This window comes from Crateriforma spongiae (genome assembly GCF_012290005.1).
GTDB classification, from domain to species: domain Bacteria; phylum Planctomycetota; class Planctomycetia; order Pirellulales; family Pirellulaceae; genus Crateriforma; species Crateriforma spongiae.
Genome location: NZ_JAAXMS010000012.1, coordinates 113,095 through 129,965 on the forward strand (window position 1 = coordinate 113,095; position 16,871 = coordinate 129,965).

The following is a 16,871-nucleotide window of genomic DNA, read 5'->3' on the forward strand; positions in this document are numbered from 1 at the left end:
CCATTTTTCAGCGAGCATCCGACGATGCAACGACACTTACAGCTCTTGACACTTTTCGTTGCGATCTGCGTCCTGAACCCGGCTTATGGACAGCCACTTGACTGGGAGGATCTTGACCGAGGCTTGGTAGCAATTCAGACCGATCAAGGCGTTTTTCTCAGTTGGCGTTTGCTTTTCGATGACGCCTCTGACGTTGCATTCGATTTGTGGCGTGGGGTCGGCACCGACAAAGTGAAGAAACTGAATGACCAACCGCTGCGTGGGTCGACCCACTTTCTGGACGCAGCACCTCCTGCATCGGGAAAGGTCACCTACGGCATCACCCGCACGAGCGCACCTGGGGGAATCACAGAACCGCAAGCCAAAAACCAAGTATCCATCGATCTTGACCATGCGCCGTTCGGCTACCTGGAAATCCCGACGGAGATTCCATCTGGCTATCACGCCAACGACGCGTCGGCCGGCGACCTCGATGGTGACGGCCGTTATGAGTTGGTGGTTCACGTCGCCGGTCGCGGCCATGACAACTCTCGCGGTGGAATGACCGACCCACCATTGTTTCATGCGTACACCTTGGATGGTCAAAGATTGTGGCAGATCAATCTTGGCAAAAACGTCCGCGAGGGCGCACATTACAATCCGTTTCTAGTGTTTGATTTTGATGGGGACGGTCACGCTGAATTCGTTTGTCGAACAAGTGATGGAACGGTGGATGGGCGTGGGCAGGCGATCGGTGACCCATCAGCTGATTGGCGAGTGCCATTGCCGGTCGCTTTGCGTGACGGCGAAGGTTCGACACACCGACGTCGCCTGCCGGGAGACGTGGGCAAGATCCTCTCGGGTCCTGAATACATGACCGTTTTTGATGGACGCACCGGCGCTGCATTGGATACAGTGACCTATCTTCCCCAACGTGCTCCCGACAACGACAACCCATCACGGGAACTGCAACAGCAGATTTGGGGCGATGACTATGGCAATCGAATGGATCGCTTTCTTGCGGCGGTCGCATTCTTGGATGGCAAACACCCGAGCATCGTGATGTCCCGGGGCTACTACACAAGAACAGTCATCGCCGCTTGGGATTTTCGCGACGGTCAAATTCAGAAACGCTGGCTGTTCGACAGCGACGAAGTCAATTTCGATGGCCACCGCAATCCTTGGGCGCGACAGGGGAACCACAGCATTTCGGTAGCCGATGTCGACAACGACGGACGCGACGAGATCGTGTTTGGATCGATGGTGGTCGACGACGATGGCACGGGGCTTTACTCAACGAATCTCGGTCACGGAGATGCTCAGCACACAGGAGACCTTGATCCACGGAGACCTGGCCTTGAGACTTGGAGCATTCACGAAAGCAATCGCCCCGAACCAGACTTTATCGGGTCCGAGTTGAGAGATGCCGAAACCGGCCGAATTCTTTTCGTTGGACGACGCGGTCGTGATGTGGCCAGAGGTATGGCAGCGGATATTGACCCACGTTATCCCGGCGCAGAACTGTGGGATGGGTCTCGAGATCTTTGGACGGCCAATGGCAAAGTGATCGGGCCAGCGCCACGGTCGACCAACATGGCCATCTGGTGGGACGGAGACAGGCTACGGGAACTGCTGGATGGAGTTCGAATCGAAAAGTGGGATCATTTGGCCCACGAGCAGAGACTCCTGTTCGACGGACCGCGGGCTGGCGTCGTCGCGAACAACGGTTCGAAGAACAATCCCTGCTTGGCCGCCGATCTGATCGGTGACTGGCGGGAAGAGTTGGTCGCCCGTTCCGCAGACAATCAAGCCCTGCGAATCTACGTTTCAACCATCCCAACACAGCACCGCCAGGTCACTTTGATGCAAGACCGTCAGTATCGACTCGGCGTCGCTTGGCAGAACGTTGGATACAATCAGCCGCCACACACGCGTGACTTCATCGGCGCGGTCGATCATTCGAAGCCCAAATGAATCGTTCAGTATTCAAAAGCTCTGCTGAATCAACATCATCCGCTCTGAAAACCACGCACCCGTGAAGACCGAGAGATCATGGTCAACCAAACACGAACAGCGACGTCGCGAAGAACCTTCATCGAACTACTGGCTGGAACGTCCGCTGCCATGGGGCTTTTGACGGCCTGCAGCGTACGCACGCAAGCCAACGAAGACCTGGTTCAGCCGACGCCATCCGCCGACGAAGCCTACCTGCGACGGGGACTCAATGCACTCGCGCGGGCGCATCACATGAGTTCGATGGCGGGCCACTTGGGGGCGTCGATGATTGCGGGGTACTACATCCGCCGGCAACGCCCCAATCTGGCCCCACAGGTTTACGACGGGATCCATGATGATTTGCAGCGGGTTCATGACGGTGGATCAGTCTTCGGAAAAAGGATGTCACGGAATGCAAGGCTGACGGATGCCGAGTTGTTTATGCCTTTTCCGAAACAGGCAGCCGACGAGACGCTGATCGATGGCATCGCCGAGGCACTAGCCAAGAGCATCGACCAACCGCGTCAATCCGGGCACAACGTCATTTTTGGTTCCTTCGCAATCCGAGCCCTCAAAGATCATCCGGAATATGCCACTCCGTCGATCGTCGACGGAATCTGCAAATTGATGGCGTTGTTCGAAGGACAGACGCCGGGCAACGGCTACTACGGAAAACAGAAAGGGCGAATCTACGGACACAAAATCAAGTTGCCTGACAACGATGGAACGCCCGTTTTTGACGACATCCCGGGGATGGTGGATGCGGTGCTTGACGAAGTCATTCACCAAGACCCGACGGTCCATCGCGTCGGCTTTGGCGGATTGGTTCACATCATCAACCATGCCGCCGCAATCAGCGATCTGAATGACTGCGGCTACGGCGACTTGGCTTCGCGTGCGATTCGCTCCCATCGACAACACTTGCGTCTTTGGAGAAGCCTTCCCAACGTGGCCGACGAAAAAGGCCCCTTAGCGGTGTCAAGGTTCACTCCGTACAACGCGGCCTATTGGACGTCCGGCGAAATCCCCTACGACCGAGCGTTGCTTACACATCGTGTCAAGACAATGTTTGGTTTTCACGAACTCGTCGAACCAGTCGACTTTCCGGAAAAGGAGACCGTTGCCCACGACAAGTTGCGTTATCTGATGTAGCCCTTCAGCACGCACAACGCCCGACAACCTGGGCAGAGACCAAAGACATCGTTGACAAGGCAACGAGTCCCAGCAGCCCATTTTTCCGCCCCCTGGAACTCCTCACGTTGCCCAACACAGCCCCGCCGGCGGCCTCGGCTTTCTATCACGTGAAAGTCAAATTTCTGACGTGCCGGAACTTTCCGCTATCGAACGCCTGCACGGCTTAGCAACCGAGAACAGCTTCAGCGGACATGCGGCTGAACCGCTGATGGAATCATCAACGCCATCCGCAAAGTAAGCGTGAGGATGGCTTTTGAAGAAAATCGCGGACTTTCTGTAAGGAACGAGGTCGAAGCACGCACTATCTACTGAAATCGCCCGGCCCATTGACCAGCAAGTTTGCATGAATATCCAGGAACAAACCGAGATCTTCGACGACTGGGTCCGACAGCATCGCGGTTTGTTATTCAAGATCGTGCGTTCGTATTCCCGCGATCGCCATGATCAAGAAGACCTCATGCAGGAATTGTTGGTTCAGGTCTGGAGATCGGTCCCTGGTTTCAAAGGACAGTCCGCGGTTTCGACCTGGCTCTACCGAGTCGGGCTGTACTCCGCGATCGCGTGGTCAAAACGCGACGCGAAACAGCGATTCAATACGAACGATCCAGCAGTTGCCAAGCACCTGATTCAGCTTGACGACCAACCAAGCGATACCAGGTTGGAATGGATCTATGACCAGATCAATAAGCTCGATGAAATTGATCGATCCATCGCACTCATGTGGCTGGATGATCGCCCGTATCAGGAAATCGCAGGCACGCTTGGCATCACATCCACCCATGTCGGTGTGAAGCTGAACCGTATCAAACAAAAGCTTTCCGAAGCCCTTCAACGCGAGAGCCAAAGATGAACTTGGACGATCTAAAAGTGGTGTGGGACTCACAAGACGACAAGCCGATGTACGTCCTCGATGCCGACGCGGTGAACGCTTCGATCAAGGGGCAGACGGAATCGGTCCAGACCATGACGGACGTTTTCGACTTTGTTCACATCGGTGTTCTGCTGTTTGTCGCGATCATGTCATCGATCAAACGAATGGTGACATCAAACCATTTGGATGGATTGGACATCTTTACCGTGGTGGCAATGCCGGTCGTCGCGATCATTGCTTCCGTCGGACTCGTTCGTGTTCGCAGGAAACGCCAGAAGCAAGAATCTGCGTTTCCGGAAAGCATTTTGGGTGATTTGAATAAGGCGATTTTCCAGATCGATTACAAGCGAATTCGGTTCCAGCGTTTTCCCTATTGGTTCGGTGGCCCACTGGCGATCATCATGGTGCTCAATCTCGCAAGGACCGAGTTTCGTTTCGATGACTTGACCGGCAAAAACGCAATCGCAATTGGTTTATCCTTTGTTCTTGCGATGGCCGTTTGTTACGTCGCCATGTGGTGGGAGAAGCGAAGTGTGATCGGGTCGCTCAGATCGAGCCTGGTCGGCGTCCGTGACAAGTTGATTGGTCAGGAGTAGATGCAAGGCGATCTCCGTTCGGTCGCACCTACCTCTCGGACATCTGGTCCTTCGAAATTTCAATCGGCTCATCGACACGTTTCAGCTTGACGCCATCGTCGAAGGTGATCGTGTCTTTCGATAGATGCTTGATCCGTGGATGGTAATACAACAGTCCCGGGGAACTTTGCTTGCGGAAGCGACCGCTAGATCCAACACGGAGACTCGTCCCCAAAAAACGCAGTCTGCCGTGATGAAGATTCCAACGCCCCTTGGCAATCCATTCGCGTTCGTGCTTACTGGGATTGGGGAAGGGCACGGGACGGCGGTGAACAATCAACTCGTGATGGTCCAACAGGTCGTACTGGACTTGTTGGCGGGCCGAATTCAGTACCCAGCTGCCCATCAAGCGTCGGTCCTGTGGGTCGACCTCCGGTTCATAGAATCGTAAATACTGCAGAGCAGATCGGACATCAAATTCCAAATGATGAACCGTCTGGATGCGTTCCAGAAGCCGTTCCGTTGGCTCGCCGGGATAGTTGATCAGTGCCAGAAGCGGGTAGCCGGGGGTCACCCTCCGTTTCTCCTCGTCCGGCTCGCCGATGAAGTTGATCCAGTAATCGAACAGTGCTTTGCGGTACGTTTTGTCGGCGGGAACCGTGATTCCGTCGACCCACAAGCTTTCGTTGAATGAGCGTTCGTCATTCAGATCGTCCCAAATCCAAATATCAGCCGGGATTTGAAAACCGCCAAGCCACGGCGCGATGTCCTCTGGCATTCCGCTGCTGGGGCTCGGATGTCCCACGGGAAGCCTGCCTTTGTCCACCATTCGTCGTGCACTTCGTTGCGCCGCAGTCATTCGTCTGCCGTTGGCCAAGCGGTTTTTCACCACGTTCAAGATGCGTTTCCTGTCCTCGAGAATCTCGCCCTTCGCCGTGACCGCACAGAAAGAAGAACCTAGACGGGGAGCATGCAGAAACACGGTATGGTCAATCGTTGGTTCGCCTGTGTTCCAGCGACGCACGAACAACAGCCACTCCCCATCAGGCTTCCAATCATGCTGGTAGACGTAACGGATTGGGCGTTTCCAGGACTTGGCGATGGAATCGGCGTCGGAAACTTCACTGCCATCCCTTGTGAAGACATCGACCAGCTTCGTCGTGGTTTCATCCGGCGAGGTCGATTCAACGGTGACAAGCAGTACAGAATCAGCGGAGTGGGTTTTCCATTCCAAGGACGCAACGTGTCCGGTGTACAGGTCCGCCGACGCAACCGAGCAAGATAGCACTACCGTAATCAACACGAGCTTGTTGGCGACGCTCATCTGCTTTCCCCACTGATTCCCCATGCCACACCACCATTTCAAGAAGGCTCAATTCTACTTGATGAAAATTTAGACGACCTTCGGCCTTACTTAGTTCAAGTCAGCGGGCCGGGACATGGAATCAGATCTGCATAGCCGTGGAGTGCACGCAGGAAGCTGAATGATTTCGGCTTGCAGTGGACAAGGTGACGATTCTCCAGATTTAGACTCGTCGCCACGTCCACCATGGTTTGACGTTGCCTGGCACTCTTGTCAGCAAGAGCCCTCCGGTGACGTTCATGAGCCGGTTGCCCGGCCATCTGCCTTCATCACTCTGTTTAATGATTGAGCTTTGTGGCCTATTCTGGGCGGCTCTGAAGGCAGTCGACACTTCGGATCCGAACGGCTTCGCCAGCGAAGTAAAAGAGTTCAAAATACCTCTTCGCCACCCCACGACCATCCGAACACCGGGTAACCCCCAAGGCACTCATGAAGATGGATTCAATTCAACAATTCCTTGCCGCCGAAAGCTTTGCGGTCGCCGGTGCATCAGCGCGGACGCACAAGTACGGGTACAAAGTGTTCAAGACCCTCGTCGCTTCAGGGCGCAGGACGTACCCGCTGAACCCGGTGACCGAACAGATTGAGGGGCACAAGGTGTATCCGAGGATCGCTGACCTGCCGGTTGTGCCGCAGGCGTTGTCGATCATCACGCCGCCTGAGGTGACTCAACGGGTCATCGCCGACGCGATTGAGGCCGGAGTGCAACACATTTGGATGCAACCCGGTGCGGAGCACGAGCAGGCCAGCGAATCGGCTCGCGAAGTCGGTATCAACGTGATCGATGACGGCAGCTGTATCCTGGTCCTGCTCGCCCGACAGTCATGAATGCAAACCAGATCACGATCCGACAATCTGACGAACACGATCGTGACGAAATTCTCGCGGTGCACCTTGACGCTTTCGGCAACGACGAGGGTCCGGTGATCGCGACGCTCGTCGATCAAATGTTCGATGACGCGACCGGAAAGCCGATCTATTCGCTGGTCGCCGAAGCGGACGAACGAATCATCGGCCATGTGTTATTCACGGCCGTCACGATGGAGCCTGCCGCAACGCCATTGAAACACCAGATTCTCGCCCCCTTGGCCGTTGTCAACGAACAACAGGGCCGGGGCATCGGTGGTCGTCTGGTTCGCGACGGTTTTCGGCGACTCGCCGACGACGGGGTGGATCTTGTCTTCGTTCTTGGCGATCCGGATTACTATTCGCGTTTTGGGTTCAAGCCGGCGGGCGTTCGCGGCTTTCAAGCCCCGCACCCGATCCCTGATCAGCATGCTGGTGCGTGGATGGTTCACGAGCTAGAGACCGGTGTCATCGATTCTTGTGGAGGAACCGTCAAGTGCTGCAACGCATTGAATGACCGGAAACACTGGATCGAGTGATGCCAATTCAGTTCAGAGCGTTTCGCTCAGGAGATGCCAAGTCGCGCTTCGATCTCTTTGATGAGACGTTTCGCCATCGCTCGACGGACTCGACAATCTTCGCAGCGGAGAGTCCTTGATCGCTGAGCAACTGCTCCGGAGATCCGCTGACCGGTCGGTTGCGGACGGCGAGACAGTGAACCGGCGTGGAATGATCGGACAAGCTGGTCAGGATTGCTTCACCAAGCCCGCCCTCGGGGAAATGGTCTTCCACCGTGAACACGACTTGCGTCTCATCCGCGGCTCTGCGAACAGTCGCGTGATCTAGCGGCTTGATGCTGTATAGATCGATCACGCGAGCGGATATGTCGCATTTCGACAAGGCGTCATGGGCACGTAGACATTCATGCAAAGTTATGCCGGCGGCGATCAGCGTCACTTGGTCGTTTTCGGTTTCTTTCAGTACCTTGCATCCGCCGATCTGGAACGGTTCATCATTGTTGTAGATGACCGGTGTCTTGCCTCGCGTGGTTCGCAGGTAAGCGATGCCATCGTTCTCGGCCATGCGATCAACCAAAGCTTCCGTCGAAACGGCGTCGGACGGATAGAGCACAACAGCGTCCTGCAGCGTACGGAACATGGCGATGTCTTCCAGGCCCATCTGCGATGGTCCGTCTTGTCCGATCGAGACGCCGCAATGGGAGCCGACGAATCTGACAGCCGCACCCGAGTACGGAGTCATGCGAATCTGGTCAAACGCTCGCGTAAGAAATGCCGCGAAGGTGGACACGAAAGGCGTTTTACCGCAAAGTGCCATGCCCGTCGCGACGCCGACCATGTTTTGTTCAGCGATGAACATCTCAAAGAAGCGATCTGGATATTCGTCTCGGAACCGCTTGGATCGGGTCGAATTGCAGACCTCGCCGTCGAGCGAAACCATCTGCGGGTACTTTGCGGCAAGCCTGTTTAATGCGTTTCCATAAGCGTCTCGGGTCGCCACTTCGTCGCCGATCGAATACTGGATCGTTTTGGACGCACGGATTGCCGGTGGATTGCACTGATAAGCACCTGGTCGGTTGATCTCGCCGCGAATACTGTCGTTGGACGAACCTAGTCTTTCCAGCGTGTCTGCCACCGCATCCTTTCCGACTGGCTTGCCGTGATGCCCGCCTTGGTCTTCAAGCGAACGGACTCCTTTGCCCTTCACGGTACGAGCAATCATCATGACCGGGCGCCCGAGTTGGTCGGAAGCCGCGTTAACGTCAGCATAGCCCTGCGCGAGTTGTTCAAGATCATGACCGTCATCGACCAGAATGCACCGCCAGCCGAACGGTTCGATCCGATCGCGATAAGCTTCCAGGTCGTGTCCATACATCGTCTCACCACGCTGCCCCAAACGATTGACATCCAATATCCCGATCAGGTTGTCCAACTTGTAGTGCGCGGCCAGTTGTATCGCTTCCCACTGTGATCCTTCGGCGATTTCACTATCGCCAAGCAACACGAACGTACGACTCGGTGAACGGTCGAGGTAGCGAGCAGCCAAGGCCATCCCGAGACCGATCGACAGCCCTTGGCCCAGCGATCCCGTCGCGGCTTCGGTGAACGGAAATCGTTCAGTCGGGTGGCCTTCCAACCTGCTGCCGAACTCGCGATAGCTCATCAGTTCGTTCGGATCAATTTTCCCCGCGGCAGCCCACAACGAGTAGAACAAGGGTGATGCGTGGCCTTTGGAAAAGATCAGGCGATCATTGGCCGGATCCTCTGGTTGTTCGAAATTGAAACGGAATGTGCCGTCGAACATTAGCGCAACCATCAATTCCACTGCCGACAAGGACGACGTCGGGTGGCCCGAACCTGCTTCGGTCGTGCAGCGGAGAATCCACCTGCGAATTTGGTCGCAGATTTCTTGACTTCGCTCAGTTGTGACTTGGGTGTCGGCGTTCATCGACATCACCTCCATTGCTCGGTTCGTTTGTTCTGATCTTCACACGACAAGTGTTTGATCTTTGGTGCAAACACCGCGCCTTGAAGTATGGAGCCAAAGGTACAGATGCCCGTGCGATGGAATGACGATTGCACTGAAGTTTCGTGAGAAGAAGTGAACGCATTTCACTCACGAAAGGACTGACTGATGAAGACCATAACCACTGAACGTCTGCAAACCTTGAAGTCCAAGAACGAAAACTTCGAACTGATCAACACGCTTGACGCCGAACATTTTGAGAAAGCGAAGATCCCCGATTCGATCAATATCCCTATCGCTCAAGGCAACTTCGCCGACAGAGTGCTGGAAGCGACGGGGACCAAACAAAAGCTGGTCGTCGTCTACTGCGCCAGTCACGATTGCGATTCTTCGACGAAGGCAGCGAAGTTGCTCGATGAGGCCGGCTTCGACGTAGCCGACTACGAAGGCGGTGCGGCGGCTTGGAAGGATGCTGGCCAGCCGTTGGCCGTTTGAAGGAGAGCAGCCATGTTTTTAAAAGAAAAGAAGTCCGGCGATCTGATCCAAATCCAAAGCGTTGAACAACTCTTTAGTCCCTTGATGTCGGAGGTCGTCGGACGAAGGCAAGCGGGAGAGGAGGAGCAAGAGGAACAACGATTCGGCAAATCGGATCTGGTTTTCCCCTCAGATGAGCTTCTGCCGAAGTGTTGGACCGACCCGGATTACCAGAAAGACGCGTGATCGAAGATCGATCGCGTTTTGGTCAGCCAAAGCCACACCTGGATTCTTCTGTTGTGGGCCTTTGGCTGACGGATCAATGCTTCCCACACGCCCAACAACTCCGAACGGATATGTCAACTCAAGAAATCGCCAATCAATTCGCCGCCGCAGTTCAGGCTGCTGAGAAGGAACGATCGCCCGAGCCGTTGATGCCATACTTCGACGATGATTCAACGCTCATCAATCTTGGCTTGCAGCAACCCGTCAAAGGCAAAAAAGCGGCGAGGCAGTTCTGGACAAGTTACTTGAATCAATTCCGTTCCGTGCGTTCGGATTTCAGTCATCGGAATGCCTACGATGACAATGCCGTATTGGAATGGACTTCTTCGGGCGAGCTAACTGACGGCACTTCGATCGGTTATCGAGGCGTCAGTCTGCTGAAGATCGAAGGCCAGACGGTGCGTGACTTTCGCACCTATTACGACAGTGCCGCGTTCGTCGAGACGGCGTCGCGGAGTTGACCCGATGGACCGGTGGATACAAGACTTCCTGGAACAGTTCGGAGCGATCGGTGTCGGCGTGCTGATGTTGGTGGAAAACATCCTTCCGCCGATTCCATCGGAGATCGTCATGCCTTGGGCGGGTTACTCTGTCAGCCAAGGCGACAATCCTTTTTGGGGCGTGCTGGTGGCTGGTAGTCTGGGCTCCTTCGCCGGTGCAATGTTTTGGTACTACCTTGCACGCTGGATCGGCAGACAGCGACTTGCGAATTGGGTTGCCGGTCATGGTGCCTGGTTGACGATCACGCCGGAGGATCTGGACCGAGTTGATGCGTGGTTCGATCGCTGGGGAGCGTGGGCGGTCTTCGGATGTCGTATGGTGCCTGGCTTGCGGACTCTGATCAGCGTGCCGGCCGGTTTCTCGGACATGCCGCCCGGAAAGTTTTCACTTTACACCGCCATCGGCGTGACCGCCTGGACCGCATTGCTGGCGGGCGTCGGCTGGTACCTGGGAGAAAACTATGCTGATCTGGCGGGACCTTTGGGATGGATCAGTACGCTGGTGATGGTCGTCTTGATCGCTTGGTGGTTGCTTCGGTTGGCAAAGCAGAACGCCGCGAGAAGGGAAGCATCATGAACGATCGCCCCTCTCAATCCGCGCTTGACCCGGCTGGTAGCGGTGCCGAGTCGATCGCTGAGCTTTTTTGGGTCATGGTCGCCGGCGGAGTCGGTATCTGGTTACTGGTCATCGGCTTGGCGGTGTACTCGATCATCCGCCCTGGCGAGCACAACGCCAGAATGACTCGATTGATGGTGATCGGCGGCGGTGCTGTGTTTCCGACGATCGTGCTAACAGGGTTGCTAACGTACGGACTTTCAATCTTGCCGGAGTTGCAGCGACCCGCTCCCGAGGGCAGCCAAGTCGTCGAAGTGGTTGGCGTCAGATGGTGGTGGCGAGTGCGTTATCGGCTCGAAGATGGTTCAACGATCGAGACGGCGAACGAAATTCACCTGCCTGTCGATGAAGAAGTCGAATTCAAATTGACCAGCGAAGACGTGATCCATTCATTTTGGATTCCGGCACTTGGCGGGAAGACTGACATGATTCCGGGGCGTGAAAACCGTTTGAAGCTATACCCGACGAAGCAAGGTGTTTACCGCGGCGTGTGCGCGGAATTTTGCGGTGCGGCTCACGCACAGATGTCGTTCGACGTCGTGGTGCAGTCGAGGGAGGAATTCGACAGTTGGCTGGCAGAATTTCGCTTGCCAGGCACCGATCAAGATCATCCCGGCAAGGTCGTCTTTCGTCGCCGTGGATGTTCTGCATGTCACACGATCCGCGGAACTGATGATGACGGAATGGTCGGGCCGGATTTGACCCATTTTGGATCGCGACGAACGATCGGTGCTGGGGTGATGAAGAATACGGCGGAGAACCTGGGCCGTTGGATCACCGCGACGCACGCGGTCAAACCCGGCGTTGAGATGCCGACGTTTGATTCGATCGACGACGACGAACTCGATGCGTTGGTCGAGTATCTGGGGGAGCTTCGATGAGCGGCATTGACAGCGGTAGTGGAGCCACCGATGGATGAACGTGCTATTCGCCTTCTCAAAGCATGGCAAACGCCGAAGGGTTGGCGGTACTGGTCGGCGGTAAATAACTCCGAAGTCGGTTTGTGGTACACGCTCGCGGCGTTCGCATTTTTTCTGTTCGGTGGTGTGCTGGCGCTCATCATGCGAATTCAGCTTGCCGTGCCCGACAACGATTGGTTGACGCCGGAGCAGTACAACCAAGTCTTCACGATGCACGGCAGCGTGATGATGTTCCTGTTCGCGGTGCCAATTCTGGAAGCGATCTCGATCATGCTTCTGCCCGAGATGATGGGCGCTCGTGATTTGCCGTTTCCAAGACTTTCGGCCTACGGGTTCTGGTGCTTCCTGATTGGCGGCATCTTCGTTTGTGGTTCGCTGTTCTTCGGCGTCGGACCTCGCGGTGGTTGGTTCATGTACCCGCCGATGACAACGGAATATCAAACCGATGTCGGGCCAGACATTTGGCTATTGGGTTTGTCATTCATTGAAATCGCATCGATCGCCGCGGCCGTGGAGTTGATTGTCGGAACGCTTAAATGTCGTCCCCCAGGAATGCGACTGAATCTGATCCCGCTTTATGCGTGGTACATCCTGGTCGTCGCGGTGATGATCCTGTTCGCGTTTCCGCCGCTGATCGCCGGTGATCTGCTGATGGAACTCGAGCGGGCGATGGATTGGCCGTTCTTTGATGCCGAGCGTGGCGGCGATCCGATGTTGTGGCAGCACCTATTTTGGATTTTCGGGCATCCGGAAGTCTATATCGTGTTCCTTCCCTCCATTGCACTGGTGGCAATGATCGTCCCGACGTTCGCGCGAACGCCGATGGCCGGCTACGGTTGGATCGTGCTGGCCGCCGTCGGAACCGGTTTCCTGAGTTTTGGATTGTGGGTTCACCACATGTTCACGACAGGCTTACCTGGAATCTCGATCGGCATTTTCTCGGCCGCATCCGAAGCGGTGGCAATCCCAACGGGTGTACAGATTTTTTGCTTCATCGCGACCCTGTTGATCGGACGGGTAACGAAGAACGCCGCGTTGTTGTTTGTACTTGCGGGACTGGCAACTTTCATCATCGGGGGGCTGACCGGCGTGATGATCGCCATCGCTCCGTTCGACTACCAAGCGCACGACACTTATTTCATCGTCGGCCACCTGCATTACGTTTTGGTCGGCGGCACGATCTTTCCGATCGTCGCCGGCTTTTACTACTACTACCCATTGGTGACGGGCAAACAACTTAGCGAACGACTGGGGACGATCACATTTTGGGTGATGTTGATCGGTTTCAACGTGGCCTTCTTCCCGATGCACATCAGCGGCATGATCGGAATGCCACGCCGCGTTTACACCTATCCCGGCGGTATGGGGTTCGACCTGCCGAACATGATCTCAACGATCGGGGCATTCACGCTGGGGATCGGATTTCTGATGCTGCTCTACGACGTGTTTCGTCCCAAAGGCAAACAACCGCTTGTCAAACGCAATGTTTGGAACGCCGGGACACTGGAATGGAGCGGCGAGGTGCCCGACAAGCCCTGGGGAATTCGTAGCATTCCGATCGTGACGACACGTTATCCGCTGTGGGAACAGGACAACTTTTTGCGTGATGTGGATGAAGGAAACTTCTATCTACCTGACGCGGAGGAGGGTTTGCGGGAAACCATGGTGACCAGCACCGTCGATGCCGAGCCGATGCAGTGTTTGCGGGTACCGGGACCGTCATTTTTGCCGATGGTCGCGGCGCTGTTCACCGGTGGCGTGTTTATCTTTGGAACGTATCACTGGTACTGGGCGGCGGGTATCTGTGGACTGTTTTCGTTCATCACAATTGTGACTTGGTTATGGACGGGAACGGCAAAGATCCCGGAGAAAGACACCAAGGCTGTCGGTCTGGATCTGACGTTGCCGACCTACGTTTCCGGTCCTGCGGCGGTCGGTTGGTGGGCGATGTTCATCACGATGCTGGGCGACATGACGGCGTTTGTGTCGTTGGTCTTCGGCTATTTTTTCTTTTGGACGGTCCACGACGAATTTCCACCCGCTGAATTCGACGGTCGTGCGGTGGCGGGTCCGGGAATGGTCTGGCCGTTGGTCGCAGCGGGATTGGCGGGCGCGGCGTGGGTGGCGGTTTTGCTCGCACGAAGATGGAATCGAATTGGGCAAGGTCCTAAGGAACCAGGCGACAAATTCCCAGCGGAAGGAATCATCGCCTCATCCACTACATGGCCGTTCTACGTCGCTATTGCGATCGCCTGTGGTCTTGGAATCGCAAGTGTGGCATCGCTGTTTTACGGTCCACTTAAAAACGAAATGGACCCGACGCATCATGCGTATTCAGCCAGCGTTTCGGTGTTGGTGCTGTGGACGATGCTGCACACCGGCGTCGGCGTCCTGATGCTGATCTATGCGGCAGCCCGCCGGTTGTTCAGAAAGATGGATGCGGATCATGACGCAGATATGGTCAACGTGACGCTGTATTGGCACTTCCTTGTCTTAACAGTCGTCATCACCGGGACGGTTATCGCATTGTTTCCGGAGGTGGCGTGATGGCCAAATTTAGGAAACCCAAGCACGACAAGGATCAACCTAAACCGATGCGCGCTCGGATGTGGTGGATTGTGATCTCGCCCTCGGCGTGGGCGGTGCATTTCTTGGCGTGTTACATCACCGCGGCTATCTGGTGTGAAAAGTTTTCCGATAGCGGAAACAAACGGAATCTAGATTTCGGCGTTACCGCCTACACGCTCGTGGCTTTGGCTGTCATTGCCGGCGTGACTTGGTTGAGCTTCAAGAATTTTCGACGTAGCGATCCGCCGGTGCCGTTTGACTTCGACGACCCGAATGAACGTACGGATTTTTTGAGCTTTACCGCGTTTCTATTGTCGCTACTCAGCCTGGTCGCGACGCTGTTCACGGCGCTCGTGTTTGTGATGGTCAGGAGTTGCGATTGATGAAGCTTCTCGCCTGGAATGCTGGTTGGTTGGTGCTGGCAGCGGCCTGGCTAGGACCGCTGCCCGAGATGGCGCAAACCTCGTTCGCCGCGCACATGACGCTGCACATGGCGGTCGTTGCCGTGGCGGCTCCTCTGCTGTCGCTCGCCGCAGCAGGGCTGCGATACGACCCGGTGCGCCGAGTGCCAGCGATGTTTTCACCGGTGCCCGCGTCGGTCGGCGAATTGGTGATCGTGTGGGCTTGGCACGCGCCGGGACTACACCATTTCGCTCGGCATTCTTCGCTTGGATTTGTCATCGAGCAATCAATGTTTCTTGCCGCTGGAATATGGGTTTGGCTTTCCGCGTTCGGTGGCAAGTCGCCGCGATCGCGGGCTCGAAGCGGAGCGGGAGTGATCGGATTGCTGTTGACTTCGATGCACATGACGCTGCTGGGCGCGTTGTTGGTGATGTCACCACGACTGCTCTATTCGCATCAACACGGGGGCGGTGGTTTGTCGCCGATCACCGACCAGCATCTGGGTGGTGCGGTGATGTTGATCGTCGGTGGAGCGGCGTTCTTGGCGGGCGGTTTGTGGTTGACGCGGGACTTGATTGGTAATGGACATGGTGACGAGCCCGTGCTGGGCGATTCAGGCATCGGAATCGTCGCCCCGTCCACACGCCAACTCTAGGAATGAGACCATGAAGATCACATTCAAACGATTTCTCATCGCCACCGTGACACTTGGCATCATCGGCGTGGCCGTTTTGGTCAGCGGCATCGTGCCGATCAAAGCCAGTAGCGGTCACTGGCCGGTCACGGCTTGGTTTCTGGACTATGCCAGCGATCGATCCGTTGACTTTCACAGCAACGGGATCGAGGTGCCGAACCTTGACATTCCGGGGATGATCACGCTGGGCGCTGGCACTTACCAAACGAACTGCCAATTCTGTCATGGTCAGCCCGGACGCCAACAACCACCAGTCGCCCAAGGCATGACTCCGACGCCTCCGCAGTTGCAAGATTCGTTGCCGGAGATGAGCAATCAAGAAACGTTCTACATTGTCAAACACGGCATCAAATTCGCCGGAATGCCTGCGTGGCCGACACAGCGGCGCGATGACGAAATCTGGCCGGTGGTGGCATTCTTGAATGCCATGCCGTCGATGACGAACGAAGAGTATCGCCAGCGTACCCGGCGTCGCCCGTCGGATCCGCCTGAGGGAAGCTTCAATCGTGCGGAGCCGATCGGCGATAATGCCTTCATCGACGAACACTGCGCCTCGTGCCACGGCCGTGACGGAAGCAACAACATCAATCGCCGTGTTCCCAAACTTGCCGGGCAGAACGAAGCATACCTTGCGATGTCGCTGCGCTCTTATCGTGCGATGCGACGTCACAGTGGCGTGATGATGCCAGTCGCCTACCGATTGACCGACGATCGAATCGACGCTCTAGCGAAGCATTTCTCCAGCCAGTCGCGACTACCGCCTAAAGAGCCGGTCCCGAAGTCCGAGTTGGTCGAAACGGGCCGACGACTAGCGACCGATGGCGATGTCAAGAAGAAGATACCGTCGTGTGTCGACTGCCACGGGCCGGGGGAGCGGTTGCGAAGCAAAACCTATCCGCGTCTGGCCGGACAGCCCGCTTGGTACATCGAGCGGCAATTGGAACTGTTCGGCAAACGAGATCGTGGCGGTATGAATGCGAAGATCATGCACAAGATCGCCGACAAACTTGATGATGAATCGCGGCGAGCGGTAGCCGCGTACTACGCCGCAGCCCCGGCTGCCAGCCTGTGACGCGTTTGGCCGCGATTGCCAAGAAGTGACCTG

At 56.0% G+C, this 16,871-nt stretch carries 17 protein-coding genes; 15 read left to right on the top strand and 2 right to left on the bottom strand.

Annotated features, from left to right (window positions below):
- Positions 1-24: 24 nt before the first annotated feature.
- The 4 genes from HFP54_RS24000 (at position 25) to HFP54_RS24015 (ending at position 4,635) form a co-directional block, all read left to right on the top strand.
- On the top strand, positions 25-1,953 hold the full coding sequence (locus tag HFP54_RS24000; RefSeq protein WP_168567103.1) for a rhamnogalacturonan lyase: 1,929 nt from the start codon (positions 25-27) through the stop codon (positions 1,951-1,953).
- Between the two features lie 78 nt (positions 1,954-2,031).
- Positions 2,032-3,126, top strand: coding sequence for a hypothetical protein (locus tag HFP54_RS24005; RefSeq protein ID WP_206036376.1), 1,095 nt, complete (start codon positions 2,032-2,034; stop codon positions 3,124-3,126).
- 385 nt (positions 3,127-3,511) lie between these two features.
- Complete coding sequence (locus HFP54_RS24010) at positions 3,512-4,018, top strand: RNA polymerase sigma factor (protein WP_146414890.1); 507 nt, start codon at positions 3,512-3,514, stop codon at positions 4,016-4,018.
- Entirely contained in the window at positions 4,015-4,635 is a 621-nt protein-coding gene (locus tag HFP54_RS24015; protein ID WP_168567104.1) for a hypothetical protein, read from the top strand. The genes HFP54_RS24010 and HFP54_RS24015 overlap by 4 nt, the downstream gene beginning before the upstream one ends.
- 28 nt (positions 4,636-4,663) lie before the next feature.
- Here the strand turns inward: HFP54_RS24015 and HFP54_RS24020 are convergent, their stop codons facing one another.
- The gene (locus HFP54_RS24020; RefSeq protein WP_168567105.1) at positions 4,664-5,980 is read right to left on the bottom strand and encodes a hypothetical protein; all 1,317 of its coding nucleotides are present in this window, start codon (positions 5,978-5,980) and stop codon (positions 4,664-4,666) included.
- Positions 5,981-6,412: 432 nt separating this feature from the next.
- On the opposite strand from HFP54_RS24020, the gene HFP54_RS24025 reads away from it, so the two are divergent.
- The gene (locus HFP54_RS24025) at positions 6,413-6,805 is read left to right on the top strand and encodes a CoA-binding protein (RefSeq protein WP_168567155.1); all 393 of its coding nucleotides are present in this window, start codon (positions 6,413-6,415) and stop codon (positions 6,803-6,805) included.
- A complete protein-coding gene (locus HFP54_RS24030) occupies positions 6,802-7,362 on the top strand; it encodes a GNAT family N-acetyltransferase (protein ID WP_168567106.1) in 561 nt (186 codons plus the stop codon). The genes HFP54_RS24025 and HFP54_RS24030 overlap by 4 nt, the downstream gene beginning before the upstream one ends.
- A 7-nt stretch (positions 7,363-7,369) precedes the next feature.
- On the opposite strand, the gene HFP54_RS24035 is transcribed toward HFP54_RS24030, so the two are convergent.
- Positions 7,370-9,289 carry a transketolase gene (locus HFP54_RS24035; protein ID WP_168567107.1) on the bottom strand — a complete coding sequence of 640 codons (1,920 nt, stop codon included), beginning with the start codon at positions 9,287-9,289 and terminating at the stop codon, positions 7,370-7,372.
- Between the two features lie 186 nt (positions 9,290-9,475).
- On the opposite strand from HFP54_RS24035, the gene HFP54_RS24040 reads away from it, so the two are divergent.
- The 9 genes from HFP54_RS24040 to HFP54_RS24080 all read left to right on the top strand — a co-directional run bounded on the left by HFP54_RS24040 (position 9,476) and on the right by HFP54_RS24080 (position 16,838).
- Positions 9,476-9,802, top strand: a complete 327-nt coding sequence (locus HFP54_RS24040) for a rhodanese-like domain-containing protein (protein WP_168567108.1) — start codon at positions 9,476-9,478, stop codon at positions 9,800-9,802.
- Positions 9,803-9,814: 12 nt separating this feature from the next.
- On the top strand, positions 9,815-10,027 hold the full coding sequence (locus HFP54_RS24045; RefSeq protein ID WP_146414896.1) for an acetyltransferase: 213 nt from the start codon (positions 9,815-9,817) through the stop codon (positions 10,025-10,027).
- A 110-nt stretch (positions 10,028-10,137) separates the two neighbouring features.
- A complete protein-coding gene (locus tag HFP54_RS24050; RefSeq protein WP_168567109.1) occupies positions 10,138-10,527 on the top strand; it encodes a nuclear transport factor 2 family protein in 390 nt (129 codons plus the stop codon).
- A 4-nt stretch (positions 10,528-10,531) separates the two neighbouring features.
- Positions 10,532-11,143: a DedA family protein gene (locus HFP54_RS24055; protein WP_168567110.1), complete on the top strand. Its 612-nt coding sequence runs from the start codon at positions 10,532-10,534 to the stop codon at positions 11,141-11,143.
- Positions 11,140-12,063: a cytochrome c oxidase subunit II gene (gene coxB / locus HFP54_RS24060; protein ID WP_168567111.1), complete on the top strand. Its 924-nt coding sequence runs from the start codon at positions 11,140-11,142 to the stop codon at positions 12,061-12,063. Before HFP54_RS24055 ends, coxB begins: the two co-directional genes overlap by 4 nt.
- 30 nt (positions 12,064-12,093) lie before the next feature.
- Positions 12,094-14,649, top strand: a complete 2,556-nt coding sequence (gene ctaD, locus HFP54_RS24065) for a cytochrome c oxidase subunit I (protein WP_168567112.1) — start codon at positions 12,094-12,096, stop codon at positions 14,647-14,649.
- Positions 14,649-15,053: a hypothetical protein gene (locus HFP54_RS24070; RefSeq protein WP_235952305.1), complete on the top strand. Its 405-nt coding sequence runs from the start codon at positions 14,649-14,651 to the stop codon at positions 15,051-15,053. Before ctaD ends, HFP54_RS24070 begins: the two co-directional genes overlap by 1 nt.
- Positions 15,053-15,727: a cytochrome c oxidase assembly protein gene (locus tag HFP54_RS24075; protein WP_168567113.1), complete on the top strand. Its 675-nt coding sequence runs from the start codon at positions 15,053-15,055 to the stop codon at positions 15,725-15,727. The genes HFP54_RS24070 and HFP54_RS24075 overlap by 1 nt, the downstream gene beginning before the upstream one ends.
- Before the next feature lie 10 nt (positions 15,728-15,737).
- Complete coding sequence (locus HFP54_RS24080) at positions 15,738-16,838, top strand: c-type cytochrome (RefSeq protein ID WP_168567114.1); 1,101 nt, start codon at positions 15,738-15,740, stop codon at positions 16,836-16,838.
- Positions 16,839-16,871: the final 33 nt, after the last annotated feature.

Excerpts from the sequence above, each read along its gene's own strand:
- HFP54_RS24000 (WP_168567103.1), top strand. The coding sequence starts at position 25 with ATGCAACGACACTTACAGCTCTTGACACTTTTCGTTGCGATCTGCGTC.
- coxB (WP_168567111.1), top strand. The coding sequence starts at position 11,140 with ATGAACGATCGCCCCTCTCAATCCGCGCTTGACCCGGCTGGTAGCGGT.
- HFP54_RS24010 (WP_146414890.1), top strand. The coding sequence starts at position 3,512 with ATGAATATCCAGGAACAAACCGAGATCTTCGACGACTGGGTCCGACAG.
- HFP54_RS24045 (WP_146414896.1), top strand. The coding sequence starts at position 9,815 with ATGTTTTTAAAAGAAAAGAAGTCCGGCGATCTGATCCAAATCCAAAGC.
- HFP54_RS24005 (WP_206036376.1), top strand. The coding sequence starts at position 2,032 with ATGGTCAACCAAACACGAACAGCGACGTCGCGAAGAACCTTCATCGAA.
- HFP54_RS24030 (WP_168567106.1), top strand. The coding sequence starts at position 6,802 with ATGAATGCAAACCAGATCACGATCCGACAATCTGACGAACACGATCGT.
- ctaD (WP_168567112.1), top strand. The coding sequence starts at position 12,094 with ATGGATGAACGTGCTATTCGCCTTCTCAAAGCATGGCAAACGCCGAAG.
- HFP54_RS24035 (WP_168567107.1), bottom strand. The coding sequence starts at position 9,289 with ATGAACGCCGACACCCAAGTCACAACTGAGCGAAGTCAAGAAATCTGC.
- HFP54_RS24040 (WP_168567108.1), top strand. The coding sequence starts at position 9,476 with ATGAAGACCATAACCACTGAACGTCTGCAAACCTTGAAGTCCAAGAAC.
- HFP54_RS24015 (WP_168567104.1), top strand. The coding sequence starts at position 4,015 with ATGAACTTGGACGATCTAAAAGTGGTGTGGGACTCACAAGACGACAAG.
- HFP54_RS24080 (WP_168567114.1), top strand. The coding sequence starts at position 15,738 with ATGAAGATCACATTCAAACGATTTCTCATCGCCACCGTGACACTTGGC.
- HFP54_RS24025 (WP_168567155.1), top strand. The coding sequence starts at position 6,413 with ATGGATTCAATTCAACAATTCCTTGCCGCCGAAAGCTTTGCGGTCGCC.
- HFP54_RS24055 (WP_168567110.1), top strand. The coding sequence starts at position 10,532 with ATGGACCGGTGGATACAAGACTTCCTGGAACAGTTCGGAGCGATCGGT.
- HFP54_RS24070 (WP_235952305.1), top strand. The coding sequence starts at position 14,649 with ATGGCCAAATTTAGGAAACCCAAGCACGACAAGGATCAACCTAAACCG.
- HFP54_RS24075 (WP_168567113.1), top strand. The coding sequence starts at position 15,053 with ATGAAGCTTCTCGCCTGGAATGCTGGTTGGTTGGTGCTGGCAGCGGCC.
- HFP54_RS24050 (WP_168567109.1), top strand. The coding sequence starts at position 10,138 with ATGTCAACTCAAGAAATCGCCAATCAATTCGCCGCCGCAGTTCAGGCT.